The organism is Actinotalea subterranea (assembly GCF_008364845.1).
In the GTDB taxonomy this organism is placed as follows: Bacteria; Actinomycetota; Actinomycetes; order Actinomycetales; family Cellulomonadaceae; genus Actinotalea; species Actinotalea subterranea.
Window position 1 is genome coordinate 205,521 of the sequence record NZ_VTTP01000003.1, and the last position, 22,356, is coordinate 227,876.

21 protein-coding genes are annotated in these 22,356 nt (G+C 74.2%); 12 read left to right on the forward strand and 9 right to left on the reverse strand.

All coding sequences use genetic code 11. The features are described 5' to 3' along the window. The first annotated feature begins 66 nt into the window (after window positions 1–66). The 4 genes from FZ988_RS06795 to FZ988_RS06810 all read left to right on the forward strand — a co-directional run bounded on the left by FZ988_RS06795 (window position 67) and on the right by FZ988_RS06810 (window position 7,564). The gene (locus FZ988_RS06795) at window positions 67–1,521 is read left to right on the forward strand and encodes a hypothetical protein (protein WP_149203263.1); all 1,455 of its coding nucleotides are present in this window, start codon (window positions 67–69) and stop codon (window positions 1,519–1,521) included. Between the two features lie 89 nt (window positions 1,522–1,610). Continuing rightward, window positions 1,611–2,096 (forward strand): NfeD family protein, encoded by a 486-nt coding sequence (locus tag FZ988_RS06800; protein ID WP_149203264.1) that lies wholly within the window; start codon window positions 1,611–1,613, stop codon window positions 2,094–2,096. A 73-nt stretch (window positions 2,097–2,169) separates the two neighbouring features. Further along, window positions 2,170–3,648, forward strand: coding sequence for an SPFH domain-containing protein (locus FZ988_RS06805; protein ID WP_246169283.1), 1,479 nt, complete (start codon window positions 2,170–2,172; stop codon window positions 3,646–3,648). Between the two features lie 127 nt (window positions 3,649–3,775). Beyond that, window positions 3,776–7,564, forward strand: a complete 3,789-nt coding sequence (locus FZ988_RS06810; RefSeq protein ID WP_149203265.1) for a TM0106 family RecB-like putative nuclease — start codon at window positions 3,776–3,778, stop codon at window positions 7,562–7,564. Between the two features lie 28 nt (window positions 7,565–7,592). Here FZ988_RS06810 and FZ988_RS06815 read toward each other — a convergent pair whose 3' ends face one another. Both FZ988_RS06815 and FZ988_RS06820 read right to left on the reverse strand, forming a co-directional pair. After that, window positions 7,593–7,865 carry a hypothetical protein gene (locus tag FZ988_RS06815; protein WP_149203266.1) on the reverse strand — a complete coding sequence of 91 codons (273 nt, stop codon included), beginning with the start codon at window positions 7,863–7,865 and terminating at the stop codon, window positions 7,593–7,595. Between the two features lie 105 nt (window positions 7,866–7,970). Then, window positions 7,971–8,345 (reverse strand): hypothetical protein, encoded by a 375-nt coding sequence (locus FZ988_RS06820; protein WP_149203267.1) that lies wholly within the window; start codon window positions 8,343–8,345, stop codon window positions 7,971–7,973. Between the two features lie 324 nt (window positions 8,346–8,669). On the opposite strand from FZ988_RS06820, the gene FZ988_RS06825 reads away from it, so the two are divergent. Both FZ988_RS06825 and FZ988_RS06830 read left to right on the forward strand, forming a co-directional pair. Beyond that, on the forward strand, window positions 8,670–8,855 hold the full coding sequence (locus tag FZ988_RS06825) for an antitoxin (protein WP_149203268.1): 186 nt from the start codon (window positions 8,670–8,672) through the stop codon (window positions 8,853–8,855). Next, on the forward strand, window positions 8,852–9,388 hold the full coding sequence (locus tag FZ988_RS06830; protein WP_246169285.1) for a hypothetical protein: 537 nt from the start codon (window positions 8,852–8,854) through the stop codon (window positions 9,386–9,388). Before FZ988_RS06825 ends, FZ988_RS06830 begins: the two co-directional genes overlap by 4 nt. A gap of 34 nt (window positions 9,389–9,422) precedes the next feature. Here the strand turns inward: FZ988_RS06830 and FZ988_RS06835 are convergent, their stop codons facing one another. Both FZ988_RS06835 and FZ988_RS06840 read right to left on the reverse strand, forming a co-directional pair. Next, window positions 9,423–10,196 (reverse strand): purine-nucleoside phosphorylase, encoded by a 774-nt coding sequence (locus FZ988_RS06835; protein WP_149203269.1) that lies wholly within the window; start codon window positions 10,194–10,196, stop codon window positions 9,423–9,425. Between the two features lie 177 nt (window positions 10,197–10,373). Continuing rightward, window positions 10,374–11,066, reverse strand: coding sequence for an LmeA family phospholipid-binding protein (locus tag FZ988_RS06840; RefSeq protein WP_149203270.1), 693 nt, complete (start codon window positions 11,064–11,066; stop codon window positions 10,374–10,376). Window positions 11,067–11,270: 204 nt separating this feature from the next. Here FZ988_RS06840 and FZ988_RS06845 point away from each other — a divergent pair, with 204 nt between their 5' ends. After that, the gene (locus tag FZ988_RS06845) at window positions 11,271–11,747 is read left to right on the forward strand and encodes a hypothetical protein (protein WP_149203271.1); all 477 of its coding nucleotides are present in this window, start codon (window positions 11,271–11,273) and stop codon (window positions 11,745–11,747) included. A 33-nt stretch (window positions 11,748–11,780) separates the two neighbouring features. On the opposite strand, the gene FZ988_RS06850 is transcribed toward FZ988_RS06845, so the two are convergent. The 3 genes from FZ988_RS06850 to FZ988_RS06860 form a co-directional block, all read right to left on the reverse strand. Continuing rightward, entirely contained in the window at window positions 11,781–14,813 is a 3,033-nt protein-coding gene (locus FZ988_RS06850) for an AAA family ATPase (RefSeq protein WP_149203272.1), read from the reverse strand. After that, the gene (locus FZ988_RS06855; RefSeq protein WP_149203273.1) at window positions 14,813–16,063 is read right to left on the reverse strand and encodes an exonuclease SbcCD subunit D; all 1,251 of its coding nucleotides are present in this window, start codon (window positions 16,061–16,063) and stop codon (window positions 14,813–14,815) included. The genes FZ988_RS06850 and FZ988_RS06855 overlap by 1 nt, the downstream gene beginning before the upstream one ends. 114 nt (window positions 16,064–16,177) lie before the next feature. Beyond that, on the reverse strand, window positions 16,178–17,266 hold the full coding sequence (locus FZ988_RS06860; protein ID WP_246169286.1) for a YeiH family protein: 1,089 nt from the start codon (window positions 17,264–17,266) through the stop codon (window positions 16,178–16,180). 247 nt (window positions 17,267–17,513) lie between these two features. On the opposite strand from FZ988_RS06860, the gene FZ988_RS06865 reads away from it, so the two are divergent. The 5 genes from FZ988_RS06865 (at window position 17,514) to FZ988_RS06885 (ending at window position 21,705) form a co-directional block, all read left to right on the forward strand. Next, window positions 17,514–19,700 carry a S9 family peptidase gene (locus FZ988_RS06865; protein ID WP_149203274.1) on the forward strand — a complete coding sequence of 729 codons (2,187 nt, stop codon included), beginning with the start codon at window positions 17,514–17,516 and terminating at the stop codon, window positions 19,698–19,700. Between the two features lie 176 nt (window positions 19,701–19,876). Then, window positions 19,877–20,293: a hypothetical protein gene (locus FZ988_RS06870; protein WP_149203275.1), complete on the forward strand. Its 417-nt coding sequence runs from the start codon at window positions 19,877–19,879 to the stop codon at window positions 20,291–20,293. 4 nt (window positions 20,294–20,297) lie between these two features. Further along, a complete protein-coding gene (locus tag FZ988_RS06875) occupies window positions 20,298–20,561 on the forward strand; it encodes a helix-turn-helix transcriptional regulator (protein WP_149203276.1) in 264 nt (87 codons plus the stop codon). Window positions 20,562–20,662: 101 nt separating this feature from the next. Further along, entirely contained in the window at window positions 20,663–21,403 is a 741-nt protein-coding gene (locus FZ988_RS06880) for a hypothetical protein (RefSeq protein WP_149203277.1), read from the forward strand. Beyond that, window positions 21,400–21,705, forward strand: a complete 306-nt coding sequence (locus FZ988_RS06885) for a helix-turn-helix domain-containing protein (protein ID WP_149203278.1) — start codon at window positions 21,400–21,402, stop codon at window positions 21,703–21,705. The genes FZ988_RS06880 and FZ988_RS06885 overlap by 4 nt, the downstream gene beginning before the upstream one ends. Before the next feature lie 30 nt (window positions 21,706–21,735). Here the strand turns inward: FZ988_RS06885 and FZ988_RS06890 are convergent, their stop codons facing one another. Continuing rightward, window positions 21,736–22,017 (reverse strand): HU family DNA-binding protein, encoded by a 282-nt coding sequence (locus FZ988_RS06890; protein ID WP_149203279.1) that lies wholly within the window; start codon window positions 22,015–22,017, stop codon window positions 21,736–21,738. A gap of 57 nt (window positions 22,018–22,074) precedes the next feature. Beyond that, window positions 22,075–22,344 carry a type B 50S ribosomal protein L31 gene (locus tag FZ988_RS06895; RefSeq protein WP_149203280.1) on the reverse strand — a complete coding sequence of 90 codons (270 nt, stop codon included), beginning with the start codon at window positions 22,342–22,344 and terminating at the stop codon, window positions 22,075–22,077. Window positions 22,345–22,356: the final 12 nt, after the last annotated feature.

The following is a 22,356-nucleotide window of genomic DNA, read 5'->3' on the forward strand; positions in this document are numbered from 1 at the left end:
GATCACCCGCTGGCTCAGACGCCCGTCAGCCTCCGACGAGACATTTCGAGCCTGGAGCAGAACCTCATGAGCGAGAACCCCCAGCCGCCTTCGCAGGGGAGCGTGCCGCCCCCGCCCCCGCCGGCTCCCACCGGCGCGACGCCGCCGCCGTACACGGCCGAGCCGAGCACGCCCGCCGAGAGCGCACCGGCTGAGCCGACCGCGCCGTACTCGGCAGCCCCTGCCGCGCCCTACGGCGAGCAGCCCCCCGCGCCCTACGGCGAGCAGCCGGCCGCGCCCTACGGCGAGCAGCCCGCGGCCCCTTACGGCGAGCAGCCCCCCGCGCCCGCCTACGGGCAGCCGCAGGACGCCTACGGCCAGCCCGCCCCCTACGGCCAGCCCGACGCGTACGGCCAGCAGCCCGCGTACGGGCAGCAGGCCGCCTACGGCCAGGCGCCGACCGGGTACGAGCAGCCCGCCACGGCCTACGGCCAGCAGCCCGCCACGGCGTACGCCGGCGGCTACGGGCAGCAGGGTTACGGGGGTACGCCCCCGCTCAAGACCAACGGTCTCGCGATCACCGGTCTCGTCCTCGGCATCCTCTCGATCTTCATGGGCTGGTGGCCGTTCGTCGGCCTCGCCGGCCTCGTGCTCGCCATCGCGGGTCTGATCCTCGGCATCCTCGGTATGCGCAAGACCAAGAGCGGCACGGTCGGCGGTCGCGGGCTCGCGCTCGCCGCGACCATCACGTCCGGCGTCGGCATCCTCGCGGGCATCGTCGCGATCATCACGACCATCGCCGTCGTGAACGCCGCGAACGACGCGAACGACGAGTGGCAGTCGACGATCGACGAGCTCGAGGACCTCGAGACCGACCTCACGGACGGCACGACGTTCGAGATCGACCCGCCGAGCGGCAGCTTCGCGGAGATCACGCCCGAGGAGTGGGCCGCGATGGTCCGCGACCCGAGCACCCACGAGGGCGAGCTCGTCCAGTTCTACGTCGAGGTCACCTCGGTCAACAGCTACGACGGCCCCAACGTCATGCACGGCCGGGGCGGCGCCCTGCAGCCGACCGCGCAGTACGAGCTCGAGGACGACGTGATCCTCCTCGGCCTGGAGGAGATCCTCCTCGCGGCGGCGGAGGACGACATCGTGCTCGTCGAGGCCCAGGTCGGCACCGACCAGAACCTCGACTCGCTGTACCTGAGCGGCTCCGAGCTCGTCATGACCGTCGGGTCGGTCGAGGTCGTCGGCTTCCTCGACATCAGCGGCGACGTGACGCTCGGGACCTACACGCCCGACGAGTACGGCGGCGGCACCCTCACGGCGACGATCACCAACAGCGGCGACACCACGTACAGCTACTCGGCCGAGGTCGTCGCGACCAACGCCGACGGCACGCAGCAGTACGACAACTCGCACGCGTCCGCCCAGGACCTCGCACCCGGGCAGTTCACGGAGGTCGAGGTCTACTTCTTCGAGGACCTGCCGGCCGACGCCGTGTTCAGCATCTCGGGCGTCGAGCGGTACAGCTACTGACCCCGTGACCGGCAGCCCCGCCCGCGCCCTGGGCCGGGCGGGGCTGCCGTGAGGATCGCCACGACCGCAGGCTCCCCGAGGACGGACGCATGATCACCTTCATCATCATCGGCTCCATCGGGCTCCTCCTGCTGCTCGTGGCGCTGCCGCTCGGCGACGTGTTCGACATCGGCGACGGCGCGCTGTCCGGCACGTCGCTCGGCGCGGGGGCCGTCGCCTTCGGAGCGATCGGCTCGATCGTCACCGCGAACGGGCTCCCGATCGTGTGGGCGTACGCCGCGTCGGCGGTCTTCGCGATCCTCACCGTGCTCGGCGTCCAGGTCATGGTCAACCGCCTCCGGGCGACCGAGGACGGCAGGCCCCGCACCCTCGTGGGCGTCGCCGGCACCGTGACCGCGACCATCACGCCCAGCCGCGCCGGCGAGGTCTCCCTGGACGACCCGAGCGAGCTCGAACGCAGGCTCGCGTGGGCCGACGTCGAGATCGCCGAGGGAACCCGCGTCGTCGTCGTCGAGCAGTCGGGCGGGCGCGTCAAGGTCCGCCCCGCGGCCGCTGCGCCCGACGACGCCGTCTGACCACCGCCGCACCGCACCGGTCTTCCGGAACCCTCGCGGCCGCCCGGCCCGAGCCACCTGAGAGAGGTTCTCCGTGGACGTCCCCTTGAACATCGCGTCAGACACGATCACGGTCGTGAGCGTCGTCGCCCTCGCCATCGCGGTCGCCGCCGTCGTGGCCTTCATCGCGAAGCGCATCCGACGGGTGCCGCCCAACGAGGCGCTCATCATCGTGGGGCGGGGCGCGGGCAAGGCTGCGGTGAACGAGACGGGGCAGCGCGTCGTCGTCGGCGGCCGTGTCTTCGTGTGGCCCGTGCTCCAGCAGGGCTTCCCGATCTCGCTCGAGCAGCGCCAGATCGGCATCACCGTCGAGGGCGTCGACAAGAACCGCATCAAGATCGCCATCAAGGCGTCCATCAACTTCAAGGTCCGGGGCGACGAGGAGGGCGTGCGGCGTGCCGCGCAGCGCTTCCTCTCCCAGCAGGGGACGCTGACCGAGATCATCAAGGAGTCCCTCGAGGGTTCGCTCCGGTCCATCGTCGGCGACATGACGATCGAGCAGATCATCAGCGACCGCAAGGGCCTCTCGGACCGGGTCGTCGACTCCACCAAGACCGACCTGTCCGAGCAGGGCCTCCAGGTCGACCTGCTCAACATCTCCGACATCTCGACGCCCGGGTCGGACTACCTGGGCAACCTGGGTCGAGCCGAGAACGCGCGCGCCCGCCAGGTCGCCGAGGTCTCCGAGGCCGAGGCCCAGCGTGCGTCGGAGTTCGCGGTGATCGAGGCCGCGGAGCAGATCGCCGAGCGCCAGAAGGCGCTCGACCTCAAGAAGGCCTCGATCAAGGCCGAGACGGACCGGGCCAACGCCGAGGCGGAGGCCGCCGGCCAGCTCGCCCGCGCCCAGCAGGACCAGATCGTCGCGGCCCAGCAGCGCCAGGCGCTCGCCGAGCAGGCCCGCGTGACCGAGGAGGAGCTCGACATCTCGGTCCGCAAGCCCGCCGAGGCCGAGGCGTACGCCGCCGTCCAGCGCGCGACCGCCGAGCGCGACGCCGCGAACGCCGCGACCGAGGCCGACGCGTACAAGCGCAAGACGATCGCCGAGGCCAACAAGACCGCGGCGCTCCAGGACGCCGAGGCGGCAGCCGAGACCGTCCGACGCGCGGGCGAGGCCGAGCGTGACCGTCAGGTCGCCCTGGCCGCGGGTATCCGGGCCGAGGGCGAGGCGCGCGCCGCAGCGACGGAGGCCGCGGGCCGCGCCGAGGCGGCCGCGACGGACGCGAAGGCCGAGGCCCTCAAGAAGTACGGCCAGGCCGCCATCGCGCAGGAGGTCATCTCGCGACTGCCCGAGATCGTGCGGGCCGCCGCCGAGCCGATCGGGTCGATCGGTCAGATGACCGTGATCTCGACCGACGGTGCGTCCGCGATCACCAAGAACGTGGCGTCCGTGCTCGGCGAGGGCCAGGAGGTCGTCCGCCAGCTCACGGGCCTCGACCTCGCACAGCTCATCTCCTCGGTCGCCGGCGGCAAGGCCGACGCGGCCGGCGCGACGACCGGCGCCGACGCGAGCTGACCGCCAGGCGCTTCCAGGCAGTCCCAGCACGTCCACCGAGGGCCCGTCGCGACACGCGGCGGGCCCTCGGTCCGCGTGGTCGCCGGCCGTCGGCGGCCGTGTGGGTGCCCGGCCGTAGCCTGCCTGCATGTTCCTCCTCGACGACGGCGCGATCGTGTACAGCGCGACAGACCTCGCCCTCGCCGCGTCGTGCGAGCTCGCGTTGCTCCGGACGCTCGATGCCGTCCTCGGACGCCTCCCGCGCGTCGTGGAGCCGCCGGACGCGATGCGCGAGCGGGCCGCCCGGCTCGGTGACGAGCACGAGGAGCGGGTGCTCGCCGGGTACCGGGAGCGCTTCGGCCCGTGGGACCCGACGGCGGGCACGGGTGTCGTCGAGATCGCGCGCCCCGAGGCGGGTCGCCACACCGACCGCTCGACCCTCGAGGCGAAGCACGCGGAGACCGTCGGGGCCCTGCGCACGGGTGCCGACGTGGTGTTCCAGGCCGGCTTCTTCGACGGACGCTTCGGCGGGTGGGCCGACTTCCTCGTCCGCGACCGCCCTGCGGAGCGCGCCGCGGCGGACCGCACCGGCCCGGTGTACGCGGTCCTCGACACCAAGCTCGCGCGGCACGCGAAGATCACCGCGCTGCTCCAGGTCGCGGCCTACGCGGACCAGATGCTGGCGGCCGACCTTCGGCCCGCACCCCTCGTCCACCTGGTCCTCGGCGACCGGACGACGACGGACCACCGCCTCGTCGACCTGCTGCCCGTGTACCGCGAGCGGAGAGCACGCCTCCAGCAGGTGCTGGACGCGCACCAGCGGGCGGCCGGTCCGGTCGCGTGGGGCGACCCGCGGTTCCGTGCGTGCGGGCGATGCGCGGTGTGCACGCCCGAGATCGAGCGACGCCGGGACGTGCTCCTCGTCGCAGGGATGCGGTCGACGCAGCGGGCACGGCTGCTCACCGCGGGGATCGGCACGCTCGACGAGCTCGCCGCGAGCACCGGTCCGGTCGACGGCGTCGGTGCCGCGGCCCTCGCCTCGCTGCGGGCGCAGGCGCGGCTCCAGGCCGTGCAGGACCCGCCGGCCGTGGGGCCGACGCTCGGCGCGCCCGCGGGGCCGGTCGCGGACGCGGCGGCCGATGCTCGCGGTCCCGCGGCGGACGCGTCGGCACGCGCCGGCACGGCGACCTCGGGCGGTGTCGTGTTCGAGCTCTTCGCGCCCTCGGTCGTCGCGGGCCTCCCGGAGCCCGACCCCGGCGACATCTTCTTCGACTTCGAGGGTGACCCCCTGTGGACCGAGGACGGGTCGAGCGACTGGGGGCTGGAGTACCTCTTCGGACTCGTCGAGGCACCGACGTCTCCCGGGGCCGAGCCGGTGTTCCGGGCGTTCTGGGCGCACGACCGCACGGAGGAGAAGCAGGCGCTGCGCGAGTTCCTCGCGTACCTCGGCGAGCGCAGGCGGCGCTTCCCGGGCATGCACGTCTACCACTACGCGTCGTACGAGCGGACGGCACTGCTCCGGCTCGCCGGGCGGCACGGCGTCGGGGAGGACGACGTCGACCAGCTGCTGCGCGACGGCGTCCTCGTCGACCTCTACGCGACGGTCCGGGCCAGCCTGCGCACGGGTCAGCGGTCGTACTCGATCAAGAAGCTCGAGCCCCTCTACATGGAGACCGGTCGCCAGGGCGAGGTGACGACCGCCGGCGACTCCATCGTGGAGTACGCGTCGGCGTGCCTGCTGCGCGACGCGGGCCAGGACGACGCGTGGCGCGCGCGGCTCGAGCAGATCGCGGAGTACAACGCCTACGACTGCCTCTCGACGCTCCGCCTGAGGGACTGGCTCCGGGCCCGCGCCGCGGAGATGGCACCGGAGGTGGCACCCGTCCAGGGCCCACCACGCACCCGGGGTGCCGAGCCGGCGTCGACCGACGAGCGAGCGGCGGGTCCGGATGCGCCCGAGCACGACGCCGTCGTGGAGACCCTGCTCGCGTTCGCGGACGAGGACGGGCCCGGCGCGCGGAGCCCTGACCGCCAGGCGGTCGCGATGCTCGCCGCGTCGGTCGGCTACCACTGGCGCGAGGCCAAGCCGTTCTGGTGGGGCCACTTCGACAGGCTCGTCAGCGAGCCCGCCGACTGGGCGGACCGGCGGAGCACGTTCCTCGTCGAGGAGGCGTCCGTCGTCGTGCCGTGGCACGTTCCTGCCGGCAAGCGCACCGCCCGCCGGACGCTCCGGCTCGTCGGCCGCCTCGACCCGGGCAGCGACCTCCGGGAGGGTGCCGCGGTGTGCGGCCTCTACGACGAGCCGGTCCCCGGCTGCGCCCAGACCACGCAGGACGGCCGACGAGGGTGGACGGACACGCTCACGGTCACCGCGGTCGAGGCCGACGGCGAGGGGCCCGACGCGCGGGACGTCGTGCTCGTCGAGGACTCGCTCCGTGCGCGGCACGATCCCCATGACGCGCTCCCCATGGCCCTCACACCGGGCTACCCGCCTCCCACGGACGGCCTCGCCGCCGGCATCCGCGAGCTCGCGCGCACGGTCGCCGACGGCCTCCCGCACCTGCCCGACCACCCCGCGCTCGACCTCCTGCGCCGACGTCCGCCACGCCTCCGCGGTGGCGCACCGCTCCCACCGGTGCTCGGGGAGCCCGCCGACTACGTCGCCGCCCTGACGTCCGCCGTCCGGCAGCTCGACGGCTCGTACCTGGCGGTCCAGGGCCCGCCCGGGACGGGCAAGACGTACACCGGTGCGTGGGTCGTGGCCGCGCTCGTCGCGCAGGGCTGGCGGGTCGGCGTCGTCGCACAGTCCCACAGCGTCGTCGAGAACATGCTGCGCGCCCTGGCCGCCGCGGGCGTCGACCCGGACCGGCTCGGCAAGAAGGCCGCCAACGGGACGGCCGTCGGTGACGAGCCGTGGCGCGTGCTCAAGGACGCCGGCTTCGGCGCGTTCTACCGCGACCACCGCGAGAACGGGTACGTCGTCGGGGGGACCGCATGGGACTTCACGAACCGCCAGCGGCTCCCCGACGAGCCGCTCGACCTGCTCGTCGTCGACGAGGCGGGGCAGTTCTCGCTCGCGGGGACCGTCGCCGTCGCGGGGGCCGCGCGCAACCTCCTCCTCCTCGGGGACCCGCAGCAGCTCCCGCAGGTCACCCAGGGACGGCACCCGGAGCCCGTCGACCGGTCCGTGCTCTCGTGGCTCGCGGCCGGGCACGACACGCTGCCCACCGAGCTCGGCTACTTCCTCGAGCACTCGTGGCGCATGCACCCCGCGTTGTGCGCGGTCGTCTCCCGGCTCGCGTACGAGGGACGGCTGCGCAGCGTCCCGCGCACGGCCGAGCGGTCCCTCGAGGGCGTCGTCCCGGGTGTGCACTGCATCCGCGTGCCCCACACCGGCAACGCCGTCGCATCCACGCAGGAGGCGACCGAGGTCGTCGCGCAGGTACGGCACGTGGTCGGCAAGCGGTGGCGAGACCCCGCGACGCGTACCGACCGGCCACTGCTGGCGAGCGACGTCCTCGTGGTCGCCGCCTACAACGCCCAGGTGTGGACGGTCCGACGAGCGCTCGAGGCGGCCGGGCTCGGCGGGGTGCGCGTGGGGACCGTCGACAGGTTCCAGGGCCAGGAGGCAGCTGTCGTCGTGGTCACCACCGCCGCGTCGACCGCTGACGACGTGCCCCGCGGCATGGAGTTCCTGCTCAACCGCAACCGGGTCAACGTCGCGATCTCGCGCGGGCAGTGGTGCGCGGTCGTCGTGCGCTCACCGGCACTCACCGATCACCTGCCGACACGGCCCGACCAGCTCGAGGAGCTCGGCGCGTTCATCGGTGTGTGCGCCGCGGGAGAGGACGAGCCGGGCAGGACGTCGGACAGCGGCAGGACGCCGGTCAGTGGGAGGACGCCGGTCGGCGACGTTGCGCCGTGGTCAGCGACCTAGCGCCGTGGTCGGCGACCTAGTGCCGTGGTCAGCGCCCTGAGACCTGCTGGGCGAGCCGGAAGGCCTCGTCACGCGTCATCACGGTCGTGACCTTGGTCGCCTGCATCCAGACGGCGGGGTGCGTGATCTCACCGTCGACGCGCTCGACCGTGCAGTGGTCCACGAGGTCGTCGGAGACCAGCGGGGTGATCTGCCAGGTGGCGCGGAAGCCCGAGACGGGGTCAGGTCCCTGAAGCGTGAGCGTCCAGGCCGGCGCCGTGGGAGACGTGGGACGCGGTCGCGTCAGCAGTGCCTGGGTCATCGCAAGGTCCTCGGTCGTGGTGCGTACGGGCCGGTCGGCCGCTGGGTCGTGTCTCTCATCGGCCGATCAGGTGCCGGACCTGAGGGGACCCCGGCATGTCCCGCGTCACAGGTCGTCGTCGGGCGCCTGGTGGGTGCTGAACAGGACGGAGCGCACCAGGTCCAGCACGCCCGTCTCACCGACGATCTCGGCATCGCGCTGGGCCTGCATCCACACGGCGGGGCTCCTGATGTCGCCGACGGCCCGCTCGACGAGGTACGTCGCCTCCGCGCCGTCCTCGGCGAGCGACGTGATGTGCCACGTCATCGGGATGCCGCGGTCGTCGGTCGCGTGCAGCGAGAGCGCCGTCGTCGGGGAGATCCGGGACGCCGTCGGCGGGCGGTGGTCCCTGGCGGTGACGGCCGGGTGCGTGGCGTGCGTGTGGCCGCGTGGGTGCTCGGCGCCTGCCGACCCCGGGGAAGGGATCACTGCCTGGCTCATCCTCGTCACCTCCACGGCTCCACGGTGTGCGTCGTCCTCCCCCTAGAGATCGGTCGAGGACCGCTCCCTGTGACAGGACCCGGGGCCTTTCACCCTCCACCGTCGACCCGCGCGTCCCTGTCCTGCGCCCGACACGCCGACGCACGGCCAGCTCGGAGCGGCCTGGACCTCCGTGGGCCGCCCGCCGACCGCCTCGCGAGGGACACGAATGCTCGTCCCGCACGCCGCGCTCCACGCGTTGCGGGGGACCTCGCGCGGCGGTAGGCAGAGACGTCAGGTGGTTCGAGACCGCCGGGCCCTCAGCGGCCCGCGGGAGGAGGAGCGATGGGCATCGACGATCTGGTCAACAAGGCGCGGTCGGCACTCGACGGGCGGGAGGACCAGGCGCAGGACGCGCTCGACAAGGCCGCGGACGCCCTGAAGTCGCGGACCGACACCCCCACGGACGCGACGATCGACTCCGTCGTGGACAAGGCCAAGGACTTCCTCGAGGACGAGAAGAAGCGATGACCGGGGGGCCGCCCGAGGCCGCGGACCAGCCGCCCGGGCAGGCGGCGCCGGCCTCCGGGTTCGCGGCGCCGCCGCAGGACGGCGGACCGACGCCCGACGACGGACCCGCGGCCGAGCACACGGCCCCCGACGGGGTGTCCCAGGCCACGGTCGACGCGGTCGGGAAGCTCACGGCCGCGCTCGAGCTGGTGGAGCAGGCACGCGGCATGCTCTACGGGTTCCACCGCCTCACGGGTCACGCGGACAACGACCTGCTCGAGGCCGTCGAGGCGCTCGCGACCGCAGGCCACTCCGAGCTCGCCGATCGTCTGCGGGAGGACCTCCTGGGTCGCAACGTCGTCTCGGGCCGGTGGACCTTCCAGGTCGTCGAGGACTACGACGACTCGTACTGGCAGCCGTTCCGGGACTGGGAACGGACGGTCCGGGCGGAGCTCCTCGGCGGACGCCGCCACGTGTACGAGGCACAGCTCAAGGAGGAGCGGCGCACCCACGGGCGTCCGGGCCACGAGGCGCGGCCACCGTCGGGCTCGTAGCCGCGCTCGTGCGCGGGCCCGGGCTCTCGGCCGGTCACGCCGTGGCGAACGCCGCGAGGCCCAGCTGGACCGAGCGGTCGAAGAGGAGCTCGCGTTCCTCGGCGGGCAGGGACGCCTCGCGGAACAGCAGGTCGGAGATGGTGCAGATGGCGAGCGCCTCGCCGCCCTCTGCATCGGCGGTGGCGTACAGGGCGGCCGCCTCCATCTCGACGGCGAGGGTGCCGTGCTTGACGAGCAGGTCGTTGGTCTGCGGCCGGTCCGCGTAGAAGGCGTCGGACGAGAAGACGGGGCCGACGTGCACGGTCGCGCGCGTCGCGCGGCGACGACGGCGCCCGGAGGCGTGGCTCGGGTCCTCCGCCTTCGGTGCTGCGGCACCGAGGCCGGCCGCGGCCGCCGCAGCGGCCGTGAGGGCGAAGCTGGGGGCGTGGCTGTAGTGGATGCCGGGGATCCGGCCGGCGGTCATCGCGGAGTCGGTGTGCGCGGCGCTCGCGATCACGACGTCGCCGAGCTCGAGGTGCGGGGCCATGCCGCCGGCGGTGCCGATCCGGATGATCCGCTTGACCCCGAGGAACCGGAACAGCTCGGTCGCGTAGATGGTGATTGAGGGCATGCCCATGCCTGACGCGAGCACGGAGACGGGCCGCCCACCGAACGTGCCCGTGTAGCCGAGGATCCCGCGCACCTCGGTGACGAGCTGCGCGTCCTCGAGCACCGACTCCGCGATCCGCATGGCTCGCCGTGGGTCGCCGGGCATGAGGACGTCGGGGGCGAAGTCGCCGGGCTCGGCATTGATGTGGGGCGTGGCCATGCCTGCGACCCTAACGCGGCGCCGCGTGCGGCGCGTGGTGCGGACGGGTGGCCCGCGGCGCGTTGACGGGTGGGCCGCGGCGCGTTGACGGGTGGGCCGCGTCGCGGTGACGGGTACGGCGTCGCGCGGACGGGTGGGCCCGCCCGGGGTGTTCCGCGCTCGGGACGGGGGTCGACGTCAGGGCATGGCGCCGACGACGACGTCGCTGCCGCCCGCCTCGAGCCCGAACCCGTCGGCCTCGACGGTGACGCCCGTGATGTCGACGCCGGCGGGCAGCTCGTCGAGCGGGATGGTCAGACCGGTGAGCGCCTCGGTGAGGGCGTCCGGGAGTCGCTCGGCGTCGACGGAGGCGCCGCCCAGGCTGAGCGTCTCGACGACGACGGCGATGGCCCGGCCGGCCGGCTCTGGCCGGAGGCCGACCTCGACGGGAAGGCCGAGGACCTCGGTGGTCGCGACGAGCTGGCCGCCGTCGATGCTCAGACCGACCTCGCTGCCGATCTCGCCGTCCACGACGCCCTGCACGGAGGCCAGTGACGTGAACCCCGTCAGGCGTGCGGCGTCCGCGGTGAGCGGCTGGGTCGTCGAGACGCCTTCGAGGTGCACGTCGACGTCCTCGAGCAGGAGGCCGTCGAGCGTGAGCTCGGGCGCGGTGAGCCGCACGGACGTGAGCTCGCCGGCGAGGACCTGCGTCAGGAAGGGGAAGCCGTCGACGGTGACCTCGGGTGCCTCGGCGAGGCCGGGGAGGGCACGGCCCACCTCCGTGGCGATCCTGTCCTGGGCGCCGGCGCGCGCGATCCCGTCCGCGACGACGAGGCCGCCGACGAGCACGACCGCCGTCGCGCCGGTGATGAGCAGTCCTCGTGCGCGCACCTGCCGAACCTACGCACGTCGGGCGGACGGCACCATCGGACGGAAGGCAGCGTCGGGCGGGCAACAGCGTCGGGCGGCAGCGTCGGGCAGCACTGTCGGGCAGCAGCGTCGGGGGGGCAGCGTCGGCAGGTCGGGCGCCTGAAAGGCCTGGTGGGGTGGCGTGGGCGGACCTACGCTGGGTGCATCCGACGACGAGGTCCGGCCATGGTCGCCCAGTCCGTTCTGTGGTTGATGCTCCCCGCGGTGGTCTACGGCGCGATGGCGTCGCTGCTCTTCGAGCCGGAGCCACCTCGGTGGCAGGTTCGCGCGCGCTCGCGGGTCGTCGCGGTGGGCGCAGCGGTCGGGCGTGCGGTGCACGCCCTGGGGCGTGCCGTCGCCGGGCGGGCGGGGCGTCCGCGTCGCTCGACGCCGGTGGAGAACCCGTTCGAGGCGTTGACGGTGCAGATCCGCCTCGGCCAGCTTGCCCAGGAGCTGCGTGTGCTGGATGCGGACCAGCACGTGTGGGCGAAGGGGCGTCGTGTGATGGCGACGCAGGCGGCGTACGACGACCTGCTGGCGGAGGCGTGCCGGCTCGCCGGTGTGGAGGTCCCGGCCGGCACCCGGCGTGACGGTGCGCCGCAGGCCGAGCCGGAGCGGTTCCGCGAGGAGATCGAGCTCGCGTCCCGCGGCTGGTCGTGGTGACCGCCGGGGCTGCCTCGCACGCCCCGGCCGGTGTCAGGCGCGGACGGTCAGCGTGCTGGAGCCGTCCTCGAGGCGGCGGACCTCGATCCGCTCGGCGATGGACTGCTTGAGCGCGTCGACGTGGGACACGACGCCGACGACGCGCCCGCCGTCGCGGAGCCGGCCGAGCTCGGCGAGCACGATGTCGAGGGTCTCGGTGTCGAGCGAACCGAAGCCCTCGTCGACGAAGAGGGTCCCGAGGTCGATGCCTCCGGCTTCGGCCGTCACGACGTCGGCCAGCCCGAGGGCGAGGCACAGCGACACGTAGAAGGTCTCACCGCCGGAGAGGGTGCGCGGGTCGCGGAGGGTCTCGGTGTGGTGGTCGACGACCTTCATCGCGAGGCCTGTCTTGCGGCTTCCGACGTCTTCGCGCTCGTCGCTGCGCACGAGCTCGAACCGGCCGGCGGACATCGCGGTGAGCCGCGCGTTGGCTGCGGCGACGACGTCCTCGAAGCGGCGGGTGAGCACGTACGTCGCGAGACTGAGGCGACGGGTGTTGTCGCCGCCGACGGCACCGGCGAGGTTCGCCATCCGGGTCACGGGGGCCGCGTCACGCTCGGCGCGGACGAGCTCGCTGACGGCGCGTTCGACGTCGGTGCGGGCGGTGTGCGCGGCTGCGGCGGTCTGCCGCAGGCGCGCGACCTCGCCGGCGACGCGCGCCGCCTCGTCCTCGGCTGTGGCGCAGGCGCTGGCGGCTGCGGCGACGTCGACGGTCATGCCGGCGGGGAGCCGGGCGAGCTCGGGCTCGGCGAGCCCGCCGTCGACGCGTGCGACGGCGGCTTCGTGGTCCTTGATCGCGCGCTCGACGGCGTCGAGCTCGCGATCGGGCAGGTGGGCGGCGTGGACCTCGGCGACGTCGCGGAAGCCGTGCTCACGCAGCGCGTCGGCGAGCTCCTCGGACCGTGCCGCGCTGGTGGCTCGCGCGTCCTCGAGCGTGGCCAGGGCGTCGCTCCACGCGCTCACCTGGCGGGCGCGGTCGTCGAGGGCCCGGGCACGCTCCTGGACCGTCGCGGCACCGTCGCGTGCCGCGTCGACCTCGGCCTCGTCCCGCTGCAGGCCGGCGGCGAGGTCGGCGAGCCGCGCGTCGACGGCGGCGATCTCCGCGCCGAGCGCCGCGACCTGTGCGTCGATCTGCTCGGTCGCGGCGTCGAAGGCGACGAGGGCCGCCTCGAGCTCGGCCTGGTGGACGGCCGCCTCGGTGCAGGCGGCGACCTCGGCGCGGGCGGCCTCGAGCATCGCGGTCGCGGTCGTCACGTCGGTCCCCTCGGCCGCGGCACGACGGGCCTCCATGCGCTCGCGCAGCGCACCGCGCCGGGCGGTGACGTCGGTGAGGGCGTCCTGCGCGGTGGACCGTCGCGCCTCGGCGGCCTCGACGTCCTCGACGGTCACGTCCCCGGGCACCCGGGTGGCGACGTGCGGGTGGTCGATGCCGCCGCAGACCATGCACGGCTCACCGTCGACGAGGCTCTCGGCGAGCTCGCCCGCGATGCCGCGGATGCGGGCCTGCTGGACGTTCGCCGCCTCGGCGATCGCGTGCCGGGCGTCCGTGGCCGCGCCCTGGACCTCGACGTCGACGCGCGCGAGCTCGGCGACGAGGGCGTCGACGTCCACGGCGGCCTCGAGGCGCGCGGACCCCGCGGCTGCGCGCTGCTCGGCGGCGGGGCGTCCCGCCGCGACGGACCGGGCCGCGTCGAGGTCGCCGACGAGCGTTGCGCGCTCCTCCGGCCGCCGGGTCCGCTCGGCGACGGCCCTGTCGCGTTCGGTCGTGAGCCGGGTCCGCTGCGCGCGGGCCTCCTCGAGCACGGACCGGCGGACCGTGAGCCCGCCCTCCAGCTCGACGAGCCGGTCGAGGGTCGCCCGGACGGCGGTGCACCGGTCCCGCTCGACGGCGAGGGTCTTGCGCTGCACGCCGAGCTCGGTCGACTCGTCGACGAGGTCGCGCAGGTCGGGCACCACGTCGTCCCGGAGCCGCCGCACGGTCTGCGTCGCGGCGTCGGCCACGCCCGCCGCCTGCTCCGCGCCCTGAACCCAGGGGAGCACGGTGCGCGCGCGGCGGGCCCGGTCGTGGCGCTCGACACGCCGCGCGTGCTCAGGGCCCTGCTCGTCGAGGCCGGCTCTCTCCCGCACGAGCGCTGCACGTCGCGTGAGCGCCGCGTCGAGCGCACGGGCCTCGTCGAGGGCGGCGCGCGCGGCGACGCGACGGGCCTCGACCGCCTCGGCGTCACCGCTCGCCCGCGTGACGTCCGCGGCGATGCCCGACTCGAGGCGGTCCACGAGCGCTGTGAGCGCGGCCACCGCGGCGGAGCCTTCCGCGGCGTCCCGGACCGCCTGGGCGTCCTCGTCCGCGAGCGCCGCCGCGCCGACGAAGCCGGCTGCGGACCTGCCGACCGCCTGCCGGGCTGCCTCGACCTGCCGCGTCGCCTCGGCGCGCATGCGGTCGAGGCGCACGGAGATCGCCTCGTAGACCTCGGTCCCGAAGACCTTCTGCAGGAGGCCGCGCCGGTCCTCGGGCTTGGCCCGCAGGAAGCTCGCGAACTCGCCCTGGGGGAGCACGACGGTCTGGACGAACTGGGCGCGGTCGAGCCCGACGATCCGCTGCACCTCGACGCCCACGTCGTCGAGCCGTGTCGCGAGCAGCTCGCCCTCGTCGGGGCGGTCGACGTCGGTGAGTCGCCACAGCTTGGCGCCCGGCTGCTGGGTGGTGGTGCCGGAGCCGCTCCGCTTGGGCCGCTCGAAGCGGGGTGTCCGGCGGATGCGGTAGATGCCGGAGCCGGACTCGAGGACGAGGTCGACGAACGTCTCCGTCTCGGGTGCCGCGTGCGCGGACCGGAGCCGGTCCTCGCTGGCCTCCGCGGACGCGACCTTGCCGTAGAGCGCGAACACGATCGCGTCGATGATCGTCGACTTGCCCGCGCCGGTGGGCCCCTCGAGCAGGAAGATCCCCGAGGCGCCGAGCTCGGCGAAGTCGATCGTGTGGGTCCCCGCGAACGGCCCGAGAGCCTGGAGCGTCATGGTGTGCAGGTGCATCAGGCGCTCCGCTCCGCGGCCAGGACCTGCTCGTACGCGCGGCGCAGGACCTCTACCTCGTCGGGCGTCGCCGGTCCCCCGGTGACGTGCTCGACGAACTCCGCGGCGACCTCCAGCGGGTCGTGCGCGGCCGTGATCGCCGCCACCGGCCCGACTCCCTCGCGGGCCGGCGGACGGTGCTCGACGGCGAGCACGTGCGGGAAGCGGGACCGCACGCGGGCGTAGAGCTGGTCGGGCCGGGCGGCGTCGGTGACGACGACGCGCAGCCAGCTGTCGACGTGGGGCTCCCCGGCCTCGCTCAGCAGGTCGGCGAGCGGGCCCACCACCTCCGCGAGGCGCCGCGGCACGGGTGCGGCGACGAGCTCGACCTCGCCCACGACGCCGTGCGCGCCCAGCTCGACGAGGGCCGTCGCCTTGCGGTGGTGCATCTCGGAGAACGAGTAGGTGAGGGGTGAGCCCGAGTACTGGAGCACCGGTGGGCTCGACGGCCGCGCGTCGGGCGTGCTCGACGGCGGTGCCGGGGCGACCGGGAAGGAGATGCGCTGGGCGCCGTGCAGGTGACCGAGGGCGACGTAGTCGACGCCCTCGAACGCCGTGGCCGGGACCGAGTCGACGCCGCCGACCCGGATGTCGCGCTCCGACTCGGACGCCTGCCCGCCCAGCACGAACGCGTGGGCCATGACGACGCTGCGGCCGCCCCCGCGAGAGGCCAGGTCGGCCCGGATGCGCCGCATCGCGGCCGACATGACAGCCTCGTGCGACCGTGCCAGCGGTGCACGATCCCCGCCCCCCGCACCGCCCCCACCGTCCCCGGCGCGCTCGCCCTCGCCCGCGAGCTCGTGCCGTGCGGCATCCGGGTCGAGGTACGGCAGCGCGAACACGAGCACCGGTCCGTGCTCGTCCGCGAGCTCGACCGGGCGCCCGACGTCCGCCACGCGCGCCCGCAGGTGGACGCCGTCGCGGAAGAGCGAGGCCGCGAAGCCGAGCCGGATGGCCGAGTCGTGGTTCCCGGGCGTGAGGATCACCGGGGCGCGCTCGGACAGCCGGGCGAGCGCGTCCGCCAGCAGCTGCACGGCCTCGAGCGGCGGGATGGCCCGGTCGTACACGTCCCCGGACACGACCACTGCGCCGACGTCCTCGGCGCGCGCGAGCTCGACGAGGTGGTCGAGGTAGGCCGCCTGGTGGGTCAGCAGGTCCACACCGTGCAGCGTGCGACCGAGGTGCCAGTCGCTGGTGTGGAGGATCCGCATGCCGGTGACGCTAGCCCGAGGCTCCGACACCCGGCCGCATGCGGTCAGGCGCGTCGAGCGGCCCGCGCCCCGAGCCCGTGACGCCGGCCGGCGTCACCACGGGGCCGCCACCGGTCACCCGCCGACGACGACGAGCGCACCGGCGACGGCGGCGGCGAGCAGGGTCGACACCGCGCCTAGCGCCGCGGCCCGCCCACCGGTCCGCACGAGGACCCGCAGGTCGACGCCCGTGCCCAGGCCGAACATCGCGGCCGTGAGCAGCGCCGTCGTCGTGACCTTGGCGACGTCAAGCACGGGGTCGGGCAGCCACCCCGTCGACCGCACGAGGACGGCCACGAGGAACCCGGCCACGAACAGCGGCAGCACGGGAGGGCGCGTCGGCCGCGAACGCCCCGCGGCCCCGTCGGTCGCAGCCCCGTCCCCCACAGCTCCGTCCCTCACGGCCACGTCCGCACCCGCGGAGCCCCCCGCCGCCCCCACCGCGACCACGGCCCGGCGTCGGCGCACCACACCCACCCCGGCCACGAGCGGTGCCAGCAGCACGACCCGGCCCAGCTTGGTGACCGTCGCGACCGCGAGCGCGGCCGCCGAGACCGCGCCTCCCGCGGCGACGACCTGCGCGACCTCGTGCACGCTCGCACCGATCCACAGCCCGGCCTCGTGGTCGGTGAGGCCCAGCAGGCCGGCCGCGACCGGCAGGACGACGAGCGCGAGGGTCCCGTACAGCGTCACGAGGGCGATCGCCGTCGCCGTGTCCTCCTCGCGCTCGCCCTCGGGGTCCACGACCGCCGACATCGCGGCGACGGCAGCGGCGCCGCAGATGGAGAAGCCGGTCGCGACGAGCAGCGTCATGACCGGCGGCACCCGCAGGAGGCGTCCGAGCAGCAGCGTGCCGGCGAACGTCGCGGCCACGGTCCCCACGATGACGAGCAGCCCGTGACCGCCGAGGCCGAGCACCGCCGGGACGGACAGCTGGAGCCCGAGGAGCACGACGCCGGTTCGCAGCACCTTCTTCGCCGACCACGCGACGCCGGGCTGCGCAGCCGCCGGAAGGGCCCGCAGGTTGCGCACGGCGACGCCGAGCACGATGGCCACGATGAGCGCGGAGACGGCGGGCACGGCGGCGGAGAGCGCGAGGCTCGCGGCCGCGGCAGCCGCCGTCATGAGGAGGCCGGGGAGGAGTCGGGTCAGGGCGGCGGGCACGTCCCATGATCTCAGCCCGGCCGGGACGCCTTCTCGCGGCACCGTCGCGCGGCCTGACCCGGGACCCGACGTCCCGGGCGCGTCGCACCGCGCAGGTGGCAGGATCCCGGGTGAGATCTGCGGTCAGGGGTTATCCGCGACGCCAGGGGTACCGATGTAGGAATCGCCGCGTCCTTGACCGCGCCCGCTCGCACCGTCCGTACGCACCAGACCTGGTGGCCACGCGCCACCGCCACAGGAGGACCAGATGCCGCCGACCCACGAGACCGGTCCCGGGCTCCGCCTCGTCCAGGACACCGACTCCGTGGAGTCCGACTCCTTCGCCCTGACCACGCCGTTCCACGACCTGGACGAGTACGTGGCGCTGCCGCGGATGTCCGGCCTGGTGCTGTCGCCGGACGGCTCGCGCCTCGTGACGCAGGTGTCGACGGTCAACCACGACGCGACGAAGGTGCACACGGCCCTGTGGGAGGTCTACCCGACGCGGGCGAAGCCTGCCCGCCGCCTGACGCGCAGCGCCCAGGGTGAGTCCGGTGCGGCCTTCACGCCCGACGGGGACCTGCTGTTCACGTCGTCGCGCCCCAACGCGGACGCTCCCGAGAACTCGGACAAGCCGCTCGACAAGCCGGCCCTGTGGGTCCTTCCCGCGGGTGGTGGCGAGGCACGCATCGTCGCGACGAGCCCGGGCGGGGTGCGCGACGTCCGCACGGCCCGCTCGTCTCCCGCGGTCGTGTTCGCGACCGACATGCTGCCGACGGCCGCGAGCAGCGCGGACGACGAGCGTCTGCGCGCGCTGCGCAAGGACAAGAAGGTCAGCGCGATCCTGCACGACGGGTACCCCGTGCGGCACTGGGACCACGACCTGGGCCCCGACGCCCCGCACCTGCTCGGCTGGCACTTCTCGGCGAACGACGACGTCGCGCGCGCGGTCGAGGTCGCGAGCCTGAGCATCGAGCACCTCAAGGTCACGGACCTCACGCCCCGTCCCGGCCACGCGCTGCGCGAGGCGGAGTACGACTTCAGCCCCGACGGGACGTTCGTGGTCTCGACGTGGCAGGTCTCGCAGGCGCGCGGCGACCTGCGCACGATCCTGGTGCGCATCGACCTCGACTCGGGCCGTCGCACGGTCCTCGTCGACGACGCGCAGGCGGACGTCGGCTCGCCCGTCATCTCGCCCGACGGTCGCGCGGTCGCGTTCGTCCGGGACTCGATCTCCGACCCCACGACGGCGACGCGTCGCACGCTGCACCTGCTCTCGCTCGACGCGCCCGACGAGGGCCCGCGTCAGCTCGTCGCGCACTGGGACCGCTGGACGACGTGCCACCAGTGGCTGCCTGACGGCTCGGCGCTGCTCGTCACGGCGGACCAGGACGGGCGCGCCCCGGTGTTCGCGATCGACCTCGAGGCCGACACGGTCGAGCAGCTCACGAAGGACGACTACGCGTACTCGGACCTGCAGGTCGCGCCGGACGCGAGCGTCGTCTACGCGCTGCGCGCCTCCTATCTGGCGCCCGCGCACCCGGTGCGGATCCACCTGGTCGCGGACGAGAACCGCATGCCGGGGACCGTCACGGTGCTGCGTGCGCCGGCGCCGCCGCCCACCCTGCCGGGCACGCTGACCGAGGTCCGCACGACCGTCGGCGAGGGCGACGAGGCGACCGAGGTGCGCGGCTGGCTCGCGCTGCCCGACGGCTCGGGTCCCGAGAGCCCGGCGCCGCTGCTCCTGTGGATCCACGGCGGCCCGCTCGGCTCGTGGAACAGCTGGTCGTGGCGCTGGAACCCGTGGCTGATGGTCGCCCAGGGCTACGCGGTGCTGCTCCCGGACCCGGCGCTCTCGACCGGGTACGGCCAGGACTTCGTGCAGCGCGGCTGGGGCCGTTGGGGCGCCGAGCCCTACACGGACCTCATGGCGATCACCGACGCGACGATCGCGCGCGACGACGTCGACGAGACGCGCACGGCCGCGATGGGCGGCTCGTTCGGCGGCTACATGGCCAACTGGGTCGCGGGCCAGACGGACCGCTTCTCGGCGATCGTCACGCACGCGAGCCTGTGGGCCCTGGACCAGTTCGGCCCGACGACGGACGGCGCCTACTACTGGGCCCGTGAGATGACGCGCGAGATGGCCGACGCCAACTCCCCGCACCGCAACGTGGGGAACATCCGCACCCCGATGCTCGTGGTGCACGGGGACAAGGACTACCGGGTGCCCGTCGGCGAGGGCCTGCGGCTCTGGTACGACCTGCTCTCGGCCTCGCAGCTCCCGGCCGACGAGGACGGCAGGACGCCGCACCGGTTCCTGTACTTCCCGGACGAGAACCACTGGGTGCTCACGCCCCAGCACGCCAAGGTCTGGTACCAGGTCGTGCTCGGCTTCCTGGGTGAGCACGTGCTGGCCCAGGGCCCGGCGACCCTGCCGGAGACGCTCGGCTGAGCCTGGTGTGACGCGCCGACGGCGCCGGTCCCTGCGGGGGTCGGCGCCGTCGTGCGTCCGGGGGTGTGCCCCGGCACGGCCACGATGCCGGCACGAGATGTCGAAGATGTTTGACACACCGGGCCGGTTCGCGCGACGCTAGCGATGTCAAAGATTCCAGACATCGGAGGTGCGCCGTGTCGCTCGCGCAGAGGAGCCAGTGGGTCGAGGTCGCCGCGGCAGTCCTCCTCCTGCTCGGCCTCGGGCTCTGGCTCGGCACCCAGCTCTCCCACACCGCACCCGAGGACATCCGCTTCGGCCCGGAGGTGGGCACGGTCGCTATCGCGATCAACCTGCTCTTCATCGCGATCCGCACCTGGGTGCGGCGCAGCACGTCTCCCGGCGACGACTTCGCCGACGAGCGCGACCGGGAGCTGGGTCGGCGTGCCGACGCGATCACGATGCACGTGTTCATGGGCCTCGCCGTGATCCCGCTCGTCCTGGGGCTCTCCGGCGCTGCGCCGGTGTGGTTCGTGACATCGCTCCTCGCCGCATACCTGCTGGCAGGCCTCGCGAACGCGCTGATCCGCCTCGGCCTGTACGCGCGCGGCTGACCTCATGACCCCCAAACCCACGCGGGTGACCAACCGGATCCGCGTGCTGCGCGCCGAGGCCGGCGACATGAGCCAGGCCCGCCTGGCGTCCCGGGTCGGCGTGACCCGTCAGACGATCATCGCGATCGAGCAGGGCAGGTACTCGCCGACCCTCGAGACCGCGTTCCGGATCGCCCACACCCTCGGCCGTCCGCTCGACGAGGTGTTCGCCTACACGCCAGAGGACGCGCGCCCGGCGGGCGAGACAGGGCCGACGTCGCCGGGCTGAGCCGGAGCGCCGGCGAGAACGGGAGCGCAGAACCCTCACCAAGCCATCTCGATTACCGATACGTTTGGCGACAGCAGATCGACTATCGAGATGGGGGCGCGATGAGCACCGAGCTGGACCAGATGGTCACCCGGCAGAGCATGCGATCGGCGATCACGGTCGGCGTCATGACCGTGGCCGCGTGGCTGGCCATTGTCGCCGGCGTCTTCTACGCCGCCCTCGCCGTCCAAGGACAGACCGGCGGCGACGTCCCGGTACGACTCGACGGCCTTGAAGCCGCGATCTCGAGCCATGTCGTGCCCTGCGTCGAGGGCTGGCCAGAGGACGGGAGCGCCGGATGCGCCCCGGCAGTGACGGCGGACGAGTGGCCCGGCGGCGAGCCGCTCCCCGTCGGGTACCTCGGGGGTATGAGCGCCGGCATCAACGACGTCGGGCCCCTCCCCGCGCTGCTGTCGGCCGCCCCCCAGTGGACCGCCCTGATGGCAGCCGGTGCGGTCGTCCTCGTCCTCATCCCTGTGCTGCGCAGCACGGCGGCCGGGCAGCTCTTCCGGCCCGGCAACGACCGACGCCTCGCGGCCGCAGCCGCGCTGATCGTCCTGGGGTGGGTCGCCGGAACAGCCGGGCCAGCGCTGGCGGCCCCGACCATCATCGACCTCATCGAAGCGGCACCCCGGTACACCGAGAGCGGCCCGTTCGAGCAGTTCGCCATGCCAGCAGGATGGCTCGTGTTCGACCTGCGCATCGCGTGGTGGCCCGCCCTGCCCGCACTGCTGCTCGCAGCGCTCGCCGGAGCCACCAGGGCGGGCACCCGGATCACGGCCGACACCGAGGGCTTGGTATGACCGACGACGGCGACAAGAGCCCCCACCGCGTCGTCAGCCACCTCGGGGAGCTGCTGGAGGCACGGGGCTTGACCCTCGTGCAGCTCGCCGCCCTGACCGGCGTCACGGTCGCGAACCTGTCGGTCTTGAAGAACGGCCGGGCCCGGGCGATCCGCTTCTCGACCCTCACTGCCATCTGCGACGCGCTCGACTGCCGCCCGGGCGACCTCCTCGACGTCGAGCGCGACGACTCGCGCGCCTCCGCGCCTCAGACGGCGGGGACGATCGCCAAGCCCTGGCTCAACGAGAGCCCGGTCCGGTAGTCAAGCCTCAGGCCGGGCGGCTCCGCCGGCTCACGCCTTCGCCGCTTCCTTGAGCGCCGACCCTGCGGTGATCTTGGCGCTCGTCCCCGCCGGGATGTCGAGGGCCTCGCCGGTGCGCGGGTTCCGGCCGACGCGGGCGGCCCGGTGGCTGCGCTCGACGGCGAGAAGGCCGGCGATGCGCACGGGGGTGTCGCCGCGCAGGGCCGCCTCGAGGACGTGCTGGAGGCCGGCGAGCGCGGCGTCCGCCTGGGCCTTGGTCAGGCCCGCGTGCTCGGCGATGCCTGCGACGACGTCGGAACGGTTCAGTGCCATGGGTGTCTCCTGGGGGTCGGTCGGGTGCGTGGGGTCGATGGCCGGCGGCCGGGAGCCTCAGCGGCCCTCACGTGCGGCGTCGTCGGTCAGGCCGTACCGGCGTCGGAACTTCTCGACGCGGCCGGCGGTGTCGAGCACGCGCGTGCGGCCCGTGTAGAACGGGTGGGACGCGCTCGACACGTCGACGTCGACGACGGGGTACGTGCGGCCGTCCTCCCACGCGACGGTCACGGCCGACGTCATGGTCGACCGGGTCAGGAACGCGGTGCCGGCCGACGGGTCCCGGAACACCACGGGGTGGTAGTCGGGGTGGATGCCCTTCTTCATGTGCTGCTCCTC

What these genes read in the sequence shown, in the direction of transcription:
- FZ988_RS06810 (WP_149203265.1), top strand. Translation starts at nt 3,776, where the DNA reads ATGTTCCTCCTCGACGACGGCGCGATCGTGTACAGCGCGACAGACCTC.
- FZ988_RS06865 (WP_149203274.1), top strand. Translation starts at nt 17,514, where the DNA reads ATGCCGCCGACCCACGAGACCGGTCCCGGGCTCCGCCTCGTCCAGGAC.
- FZ988_RS06825 (WP_149203268.1), top strand. Translation starts at nt 8,670, where the DNA reads ATGGGCATCGACGATCTGGTCAACAAGGCGCGGTCGGCACTCGACGGG.
- FZ988_RS06815 (WP_149203266.1), bottom strand. Translation starts at nt 7,865, where the DNA reads ATGACCCAGGCACTGCTGACGCGACCGCGTCCCACGTCTCCCACGGCG.
- FZ988_RS06855 (WP_149203273.1), bottom strand. Translation starts at nt 16,063, where the DNA reads ATGCGGATCCTCCACACCAGCGACTGGCACCTCGGTCGCACGCTGCAC.
- FZ988_RS06845 (WP_149203271.1), top strand. Translation starts at nt 11,271, where the DNA reads ATGGTCGCCCAGTCCGTTCTGTGGTTGATGCTCCCCGCGGTGGTCTAC.
- FZ988_RS06835 (WP_149203269.1), bottom strand. Translation starts at nt 10,196, where the DNA reads ATGGCCACGCCCCACATCAATGCCGAGCCCGGCGACTTCGCCCCCGAC.
- FZ988_RS06875 (WP_149203276.1), top strand. Translation starts at nt 20,298, where the DNA reads ATGACCCCCAAACCCACGCGGGTGACCAACCGGATCCGCGTGCTGCGC.
- FZ988_RS06800 (WP_149203264.1), top strand. Translation starts at nt 1,611, where the DNA reads ATGATCACCTTCATCATCATCGGCTCCATCGGGCTCCTCCTGCTGCTC.
- FZ988_RS06795 (WP_149203263.1), top strand. Translation starts at nt 67, where the DNA reads ATGAGCGAGAACCCCCAGCCGCCTTCGCAGGGGAGCGTGCCGCCCCCG.
- FZ988_RS06820 (WP_149203267.1), bottom strand. Translation starts at nt 8,345, where the DNA reads ATGAGCCAGGCAGTGATCCCTTCCCCGGGGTCGGCAGGCGCCGAGCAC.
- FZ988_RS06885 (WP_149203278.1), top strand. Translation starts at nt 21,400, where the DNA reads ATGACCGACGACGGCGACAAGAGCCCCCACCGCGTCGTCAGCCACCTC.
- FZ988_RS06890 (WP_149203279.1), bottom strand. Translation starts at nt 22,017, where the DNA reads ATGGCACTGAACCGTTCCGACGTCGTCGCAGGCATCGCCGAGCACGCG.
- FZ988_RS06895 (WP_149203280.1), bottom strand. Translation starts at nt 22,344, where the DNA reads ATGAAGAAGGGCATCCACCCCGACTACCACCCCGTGGTGTTCCGGGAC.
- FZ988_RS06880 (WP_149203277.1), top strand. Translation starts at nt 20,663, where the DNA reads ATGAGCACCGAGCTGGACCAGATGGTCACCCGGCAGAGCATGCGATCG.
- FZ988_RS06830 (WP_246169285.1), top strand. Translation starts at nt 8,852, where the DNA reads ATGACCGGGGGGCCGCCCGAGGCCGCGGACCAGCCGCCCGGGCAGGCG.
- FZ988_RS06850 (WP_149203272.1), bottom strand. Translation starts at nt 14,813, where the DNA reads ATGCACCTGCACACCATGACGCTCCAGGCTCTCGGGCCGTTCGCGGGG.